This window comes from Vibrio ichthyoenteri ATCC 700023, from assembly GCF_000222605.1.
In the GTDB taxonomy this organism is placed as follows: domain Bacteria; phylum Pseudomonadota; class Gammaproteobacteria; order Enterobacterales; family Vibrionaceae; genus Vibrio; species Vibrio ichthyoenteri.
Window position 1 is genome coordinate 1 of sequence record NZ_AFWF01000292.1, and the last position, 7980, is coordinate 7980.

Annotated in this window: 7 protein-coding genes; 5 read left to right on the forward strand and 2 right to left on the reverse strand. The window is 43.9% G+C overall.

Features of this window, described 5'->3' with window-relative positions; all coding sequences use genetic code 11:
* Window positions 1–771, forward strand: a 771-nt coding sequence (locus RH85_RS19270; RefSeq protein ID WP_006714402.1) for a LysR family transcriptional regulator, incomplete at its 5' end; no start/stop codon positions are given.
* A 112-nt stretch (window positions 772–883) separates the two neighbouring features.
* On the opposite strand, the gene sodC is transcribed toward RH85_RS19270, so the two are convergent.
* On the reverse strand, window positions 884–1396 hold the full coding sequence (sodC, locus tag RH85_RS19275) for a superoxide dismutase family protein (RefSeq protein WP_006714403.1): 513 nt from the start codon (window positions 1394–1396) through the stop codon (window positions 884–886).
* A gap of 339 nt (window positions 1397–1735) precedes the next feature.
* The gene (locus tag RH85_RS19280; protein WP_006714404.1) at window positions 1736–3226 is read right to left on the reverse strand and encodes a UxaA family hydrolase; all 1491 of its coding nucleotides are present in this window, start codon (window positions 3224–3226) and stop codon (window positions 1736–1738) included.
* 332 nt (window positions 3227–3558) lie between these two features.
* Here RH85_RS19280 and RH85_RS19285 point away from each other — a divergent pair, with 332 nt between their 5' ends.
* From RH85_RS19285 to RH85_RS19300, 4 genes are read left to right on the forward strand one after another with little or no spacing between them, the layout of a single operon-like run.
* On the forward strand, window positions 3559–4992 hold the full coding sequence (locus RH85_RS19285) for a tagaturonate reductase (RefSeq protein ID WP_006714405.1): 1434 nt from the start codon (window positions 3559–3561) through the stop codon (window positions 4990–4992).
* Between the two features lie 36 nt (window positions 4993–5028).
* Window positions 5029–6021, forward strand: a complete 993-nt coding sequence (locus tag RH85_RS19290) for a C4-dicarboxylate TRAP transporter substrate-binding protein (RefSeq protein WP_006714406.1) — start codon at window positions 5029–5031, stop codon at window positions 6019–6021.
* Between the two features lie 57 nt (window positions 6022–6078).
* Window positions 6079–6609 carry a TRAP transporter small permease gene (locus RH85_RS19295; RefSeq protein WP_006714407.1) on the forward strand — a complete coding sequence of 177 codons (531 nt, stop codon included), beginning with the start codon at window positions 6079–6081 and terminating at the stop codon, window positions 6607–6609.
* 2 nt (window positions 6610–6611) lie between these two features.
* Window positions 6612–7898: a TRAP transporter large permease gene (locus RH85_RS19300; protein ID WP_006714408.1), complete on the forward strand. Its 1287-nt coding sequence runs from the start codon at window positions 6612–6614 to the stop codon at window positions 7896–7898.
* Window positions 7899–7980 lie beyond the last annotated feature (82 nt).

Below are 7980 nucleotides of genomic sequence, written 5' to 3' on the forward strand. Positions count from 1 at the left end.
AGTCAGGCGGTAGCAAATCTTGAGTTAGCCATTAACCAAGAGTTGTTTACTCGAGATAAAAACATTCCCCATTTAACCGTCAATGGCCAGGCGTTGCTCCCGATCGCTAAATCAATTCTTAGTCAGCAACACTATTTTGACCAAAAAGTGGAATCGCTGAATAAGTCGGTCGAAAACGAATTGTTTATTGCGGTTGATGAGTGCTTGGTGACGGATGAGTTATTGCGTGTTTTAGCTAATATGGCGCAACAATTTCCAATCACCAACTTTGATATCATTACGACATCGACTTTTGACGTGGAAGAGATGGTACGTAGCAATAAAGCCCATCTCGGAATTATCTTTTCCGATGGTGAATTAAGAGAAGATATGGATTTTTTCACCTTAGGCCAGCGACGTTTTCTAAATGTCACCTCGCCAGAGCATCCTCTCGCTAATCTTGCGGTGGTCAGAGATGTCGACCTCAAGGCACACCGTCAGATCGTCCATCGCAGCGCGACGCATAAGGAACTATGGTTCAGCTACGGCATTAGCTCTCAGTTTTGGTATGCCAATACTCATCAAATGCTGGCAAAACTCGCTGGCCAAGGCATTGGTTGGGCGTTGATCCCAGAAGAAATGGCACAGCCTTTCATTGCTCAAGGAAAATTAGTGCAATTACCCGTTGCCCATGAGAAAGATGGTTGGCTGACCACGACTGGGTGTTTAGTCTCTCGTCGCCATGCTTGCGGGCCTGTTTTGGAAAGTCTGGTTAAACAGTTGCAGGAATAATTCTTAGAGTGAGGTGAAGATGCTCGTTGAGCTGAGTTCGATCGCGTTATATGTGCGCCACATAGAGGCGTTGTGGCTATACTAACGCGATCGATATATTTACTTGATTACATTATTTAATAACCCCACACACCACGCGCGCACCACCACCACCTAATGGTGCAGGATGATCTGAGTGATTGTCTCCGCCAGCATGAATCATGAGTGCACGGCCACTTAGATCGGCCAACTTAATACGGGGTGCCATCACCGGTTGATTGGCAGAACCATCGTCTAAAACGTACAGCGCCGGTAAGTCGCCAAGGTGATTATCATCAGTCCATGGTAAGCCATGCTTGCCGGTGTTAGCGGGATCGTAGTGACCTCCTGCAGCGCCACCGAGAACGGTCTTGCCATTGTTTTCGGAACTGTCACAAGAAGGGTTGGTATGGACATGGAAACCATGAATACCTTGTGATAAGCCTGTTAGCTTAGGGGTAAATACGGTGCCGTATTTGCTTTCAGTGATCGTGACGGTACCAGCTGAATTACCGCTATCTAGGTCAATCATTTCTACGCTAAGTTTATCTGCCATTGCTCCAGTTGAAACAACGCACAAAGCAGCAAGTACAAGTTTACATTTCATTATTATTTTTCCTTATTGAAAGAGTTAAGCCTACCGCTTAATAAACCACATTCACCCAGCGAATAGTCGCTCAGTTGTGATTCATGGCTATAGATAGCACCCAATAAGTATGATGAGGAAATGACTTTTTGCTCAGAAATTAATCGCTTTTATCGATGTGCGCGTCAAAGCTAGCTATCACCTTATGTGGCGATAAGTGAGTCGCAATACATGACTGGTTTGATGAGGGTATTTGGTGCGATATACGGTAATTTTAAATGTAAAACCGCTTCAGAACATGAATTCTGAAGCGGTGTTTTGTTACGGTATTTTCTTGTTCGCTAAAGGATTCGTCGCGATTTAGAGCGTTACCCCAGATTTAAAGATCGCCAGCTCACGTATATCGTTGCGTTCATTATTGGTTGGTGTCCCGCTGGCGATAGTCGTTACATAATCGACAAATTGCTCTAGCAATGTTTTCATTTCCACCCCCTCCACTAGTGAACCAGCATTAAAGTCGATCCAGTGAGGTTTATTGGTTGCAAGCTCTGAGTTGGTCGCGAGTTTGATCGTTGGGACAAATCCACCGTAAGGTGTGCCTCGGCCAGTGGTAAACAAAACGATGTGGCAACCACTGGCTGCCAGAGCTGATGTGGCCACGGCATCATTACCCGGCGCGCTAAGTAGGTTTAAACCCGGTTTGGTTAAGCGCTCACCATAGTTTAGAACACCGATAACAGGGCTCATGCCCGCTTTTTGAGTACAACCCATGGATTTATCTTCCAAGGTTGAAATGCCACCTTTCTTGTTGCCTGGTGATGGGTTTTCATAGATAGGTTGGTTGTGGTCGATAAAATATTGTTTGAAGTCATTTACCATGCTGACCGCTTTGTCGAATGTTGGTCTATCGATACAACGTTCAAAAAGCAGATGCTCTGCACCGAACATCTCTGGAACTTCGGTTAGTACCGATGTGCCTCCAAGTTCGATTAAGTAATCAGAAAACTCTCCCAATAGTGGGTTAGCGGTAATGCCTGATAAGCCATCAGAGCCACCACACTCAAGGCCTACGCGCAGTCTACCGATACTGATATTGGTACGCTTATCTTGTTTTACACTTTGATAGATAGCCTCTAAATGGGTAATGGCCACTTCCACTTCATCTTGCTCGTTCTGTGCAACCATAAAGCGAATTCGCTGCTCATCGACTTCTCCGACATGCTCTTTAAACGGGCCTATCTGATTGTTTTCACAGCCAAGTCCAATTACCAGTGCGCCACCGGCATTAGGATGGTTAACCATATTGGCGAGGATGGTTTTGGTGTTGTCGTGATCATCGCCCAGTTGCGAGCAGCCATAGTTATGAGGAAATAAGTAGATACCATCACACTCAAGATCAGGATAGCGCTGTTTAAAACGATTAACGGCTTGTTGGGCGATGCCATTGACGCAGCCAACGGTTGGAATTACCCAAATCTCATTGCGAATTGCTACATCTCCATTGGCTCTTTGATAGCCATCAAAAAAGCGCTCAGCTAGGTGAGATGGTTTCATTGAGTGAAAATTAGGTAGATATTGGTAACGATCCGTCTCTGACAATTTGGTTTTGATATTATGGGTGTGCACCCATTCTCCGACGCTAATGTCCTCGGTGGCGTAACCAATAGAGCCGCCATATTTGATGATATCTTCACCTGCGGTAATTTGGCTTAAGGCGATCTTGCTACCACGGTCGACGTCTTGCGTCAGGGTGATGTGTTGGCCATCAACATCCAGTGTGTGTCCAGCAACAAGAGAATGAAGACAAACCAAGACATTGTCTTTGGCATTGATTTTTATGAACTGTTTCATGGGTATCCCAATTAAGTGATCCCGTCCGACCTGTTTATCTTATATTGGCATCTGTCTTTTAATCAAATAAAAAACGATAATTTTTACGAATATTTAATATTTATAGCAATATTATCAGCTTGCACGGTTTATTTACGTCAATAAAACAATTTTCTGAATAATAAAATACCGATAAAAAACACCTAAAGATGATCGCTTACACGTTTGCGTAGATTGATTATTCATTCTTTTGATTCCCGCCATAGACTCGCTACATATTCGATAACACCTGTCCGACATACAGAACTTATCTGCCGTTTAGATATCGAGCGATATCATTTAGGGATATAAAAATGACACCACTATTTAGAGATTTCACATCACAACCTTGCCGACCTGAAAAAGTCATTCAATTTGGCGAAGGTAATTTCTTGCGTGCCTTTATTGATTGGCAGATCGATTTACTCAATCAACACACAGATTTTGATGCGGGCATCACAATCGTTCGACCAATCGACGCTGGTCACCCTAAGCTGGACGCTCAAGGGGGCATTTATACAGCATTAGTCCGCGGTATTAACGAAGCGGGCGAAAGTGTCGCTGAACCACGTATCATTACGAGTGTTAACCGCGAATTACTTGCGTATGGCGAGTATGAAGAAGTGCTGCGCGTTGCGGAAAATCCAGATTTGGAATGGGTCGTCTCAAACACAACAGAGGCGGGCATTTGTTTTGATGAGCGTGATCAGTTTGACGCTATGCCACCGATTACCTTTCCAGCAAAATTGACTCAGTTTCTTTATCGCCGTTACCAGCACTTTAATGGTAGTAATGAGAGTGGTTTAATTCTTTTACCGTGTGAATTGATCGATGCGAATGGCGAAAAATTAAAAGAGACCGTGATCAAATATGCACAACTATGGCAGCTGGATGCAGAATTTTTAAACTGGATTGAGACTGCAAACACATTTTGCTCAACATTAGTTGATAGAATCGTCACCGGTTATCCAAAGGATGAAATTAAGTCAATTGAAGCAGAATTTGGCTATCAAGATAACTTCCTAGTTGCTGCAGAATACTTCTATCTTTTTGTTATTCAGGGACCGAGTTGGTTAAACGAAAAATTGAATCTTGCTCAATGTCCTTTGAATATCAAAATCGTTGATGACATTAAGCCATATAAAGAACGTAAAGTCGGTATTTTAAATGGTGCCCACACGGCGATGGTTCCAGTGGCATACCTAGCGGGTATCGATACGGTTAGTGAAGCGATGCAAGATGGTGAAGTGAGCGCATTCCTTGATGCCTTACTTGATCGTGAAGTAATCCCATCACTGGACATGGATGAACAGGAACTGCAATCGTTTAAAGACAGCGTTTTAGATCGATTCCGAAATCCTTATATTAAGCATTATCTAATTTCTATTGCGTTGAATTCACTTACTAAGTTTAAAACTCGCCTACTTCCTCAGTTGATCACTTACTCCCATGAGCATGGCACGGCACCTAAGCATCTAAGTTTTAGCTTAGCGGCACTCTACTGCTTTTATTTAGGGAAACGCGGTGATGAAGCGATTCCTTTGAGCGATGACCAACACCTTTTGGAACCCTTTGAAGCTTGGCGTCAGACTTCTGATGACCACAGTGAAAATGTCCGTCAATTCTTAGCGATGGAAAATCATTGGGATATGGATTTAACCCTGCTACCAGAGTTGCCTTTCCTGGTCGCAAAATATGTAAACGCTATCCAAGCATTAGGTATGAAAGAAGCAATGAAGCAGCTGTAAGCAGCAAAATATAACAATTATATGAAAGGATCCTCAATGAACACTCTACATTCAAAAATTAAAAAAGTATCCGCAGCAATTGGTCTAGCAATGGCGTTCAGTTTTGGCGCCAATGCCGCGACAGAAGTAATGATTGCCTACGGCAACCAACCAGGTGAGCCGATCGATCAAGCAATGCATTACTGGGCTGAGCAGGTAAAAGAAAAGTCTGACGGTGAAATTGTTTTTCGTCTTTTCCCATCTAGCCAATTGGGCAGCGAAACTGAAGTTATGGAGCAAGCTAAATTTGGTGCGAACATCATCACGATTAGCTCTTACGGCTACCTGATGGATACCGTGCCGGATCTTGGTGTGATTAACGCGCCGTATTTATCACAATCTTTTGAGAAAAAATCAAAGCTATTACACACAGAATGGTTTGATGGACTTAACGCTCAGTTGTCAGAAAAAGGTTTGAATATCATCGTACCTGATGTGGTTTACGGAACTCGTCATCTTCTGTCTAAAGGCGAAGTAGAAACTCCCGCGGATCTTGATGGTGTGAAAGTGCGTGTTCAACACTCTCGCCTATTTGTGGCAACGGTAAAAGCAATGGGTGGCGTACCAACACCAATGTCTTTAGCGGATGTATATCCTGGCCTATCTCAAGGTGTGATCGAAGGGGTGGAAAACCCAGCGGTTGTTCTACATGGCGGTAAATTCCACGAAGTGGTTAAGCATCTTAATTTGACGGCTCATACTAAGCACCTATCACCATTTGTCGCTGGCACCATGTTCTGGAATGGTTTGTCTGCTGAAGAGCAAAAAATCATTCTTGATACTAGCCGCGACATGGTGGACTACGGTGCGAACTTGATTGCTGAAAGTGAGCTTGCTGCGATTGAGCAACTAAAAGCAGAAGGTGTGACGGTGAATGAAGTGAACATTCAGTCATTCGAAGAAGCGGCACGTAAAGTTGTGCAAAGCGAGTTCCCTGAGTGGACACCAAACCTGTACCAAGACACGCAAGCTAAGTTAGCTGAACTGTAATGCTTTTCGGGGGCTTTGCTTTTAGCCCCCTAATTTCAGTTTGTGGGAGCACAACACATGGAAACTCAAGTTTCATTAAATCAGCTTGAAGATAAGCCTAAGAATAAGATCATTGCGACGCTCGATCGTATCAGTGAACTTGATACTTTTATTGCCGCCTCTTTCTTGGCGATCATCGTCTTACTTATGAGTTATGGCGTGGTTACACGCTATGTTTTTAACTCGCCAAGTTCATGGGTAGAAGAAGTTTGTTTAGCACTATTCGTCTGGATGACATTCATGGGCTCTAGTGCACTTATGCGCACGGACGAAGTGGTGCGTATCGACTTTTTAGTCCACAAAATTCCAGCTAAAGCCGCTAACGTATTAGACAATTTATGCCGTCCTCTACTCGTCATTTTTGCATTGGCATTCATGGTTTATTGGGGCTGGAAACTGCTGCCTTTTTCTCAGGTTCGCTTTACACCTGCATTGAAACTTCCTTATGTCTACATTTACGCAGCGGTTCCGGTGAGTGGCATGTTCATGCTTTACCACCAACTTAAGCATCTTTACTCGTTCTTTGTTCCGTGCAATAAGGAAGCCTAATCATGTCCGTTATTTTGCCTATTTCAGCATTATTAGTGTTATTCACACTGGGCATCCCAGTTGCGTTTTGTATTTTTCTTGCGACACTTTCGTACTTTTTGATGAATGATCATCTGCCAATGATGATGCTAGTGCAGCGTCTTGCTGGTGGATTGGAGTCAGTGACTCTATTAGCTATTCCATTTTTTGTAATGGCTGGCGTATTCATGAACCACTCAGGTATCAGCCAACGACTATTGAAATTCTCTGAAGTGCTCACTGGCCACATGAATGGTGGTTTAGCACAAGTTAACGTTGTTCTGAGCACGTTAATGGGCGGCCTTTCAGGTTCAAACATCGCCGATGCCGCGATGAGCTCAAAACTTCTCGTTCCACAGATGGTTGCGCGTGGCTATAGCGCGTCATTCTCTTCAGCTGTGACTGCTGCGTCGTCATTGATTACACCTATTATCCCGCCGGGTATTGCGTTAATCATTTACGGTTACGTGAACAATGTTTCAATCGGCAAATTGTTCCTTGCAGGTGTCGTTCCGGGTGTCATGCTGTGTGCCATGATGATGGGACTGGTTGCGGTTATTTCGAAAAAACGTAATTACGCTCCAATTCGAGAAAAGCGCGCTTCAATTGGTGAGATTGCACTGTCAGCAAAAGATGCGTTCCTAGCACTTCTACTGCCAGTGATCATTATCGGCGGTATTCGTTTTGGGGTATTTACTCCAACAGAAGCCGGTGCAGCCGCGGTTATCTATGCGTTGATTTTGGGTATGTTCGTTTACAAGCAAATGAACAGCAAACTGCTTTGGAGTGCGACCAAAGAATCCGTTCTAGCATCTGCTAACGTACTTCTTATTATCTGTGTCGCCGTTGGTTTCTCTAAATTCCTAACATGGGAGCGCGTGCCACAAGAGCTTGCAACATGGTTAACTGGCGCGGTAGAGAGCCCATTTACGTTCTTATTGTTAGTCAACCTGTTCCTATTGATCATTGGTATGTTCCTTGAGGGCAACGCTGTGATGATCGTATTGGCACCGCTGCTAGCACCTGTTGCACATTCGTACGGTATTGATCCGGTGCATTTCGGTATCATCTTTATCTTTAACAGCGCTATCGGCACCATTACTCCTCCACTCGGCACAGTGATGTTTACCACCTGTTCTATCACTAAGGTCACGATAGAAGACTTTGTCAAAGAAGTGATGCCATTTTGGTTATTGCTGATTGTCGCTCTACTTATGATTACCTACATTCCAGTTATTTCAATTGGCTTGCCAAATATGGTCTTTGGTTAAGGTTGCCTTAGATGAGTAACAAGAAAGTCGCGATTATTGGTGAATGCATGATTGAGCTAAGTGGCACTCCATTTGGCGAGAC

What these genes read in the sequence shown, in the direction of transcription:
- RH85_RS19300 (WP_006714408.1), top strand. Translation starts at nt 6,612, where the DNA reads ATGTCCGTTATTTTGCCTATTTCAGCATTATTAGTGTTATTCACACTG.
- RH85_RS19285 (WP_006714405.1), top strand. Translation starts at nt 3,559, where the DNA reads ATGACACCACTATTTAGAGATTTCACATCACAACCTTGCCGACCTGAA.
- sodC (WP_006714403.1), bottom strand. Translation starts at nt 1,396, where the DNA reads ATGAAATGTAAACTTGTACTTGCTGCTTTGTGCGTTGTTTCAACTGGA.
- RH85_RS19290 (WP_006714406.1), top strand. Translation starts at nt 5,029, where the DNA reads ATGAACACTCTACATTCAAAAATTAAAAAAGTATCCGCAGCAATTGGT.
- RH85_RS19295 (WP_006714407.1), top strand. Translation starts at nt 6,079, where the DNA reads ATGGAAACTCAAGTTTCATTAAATCAGCTTGAAGATAAGCCTAAGAAT.
- RH85_RS19280 (WP_006714404.1), bottom strand. Translation starts at nt 3,226, where the DNA reads ATGAAACAGTTCATAAAAATCAATGCCAAAGACAATGTCTTGGTTTGT.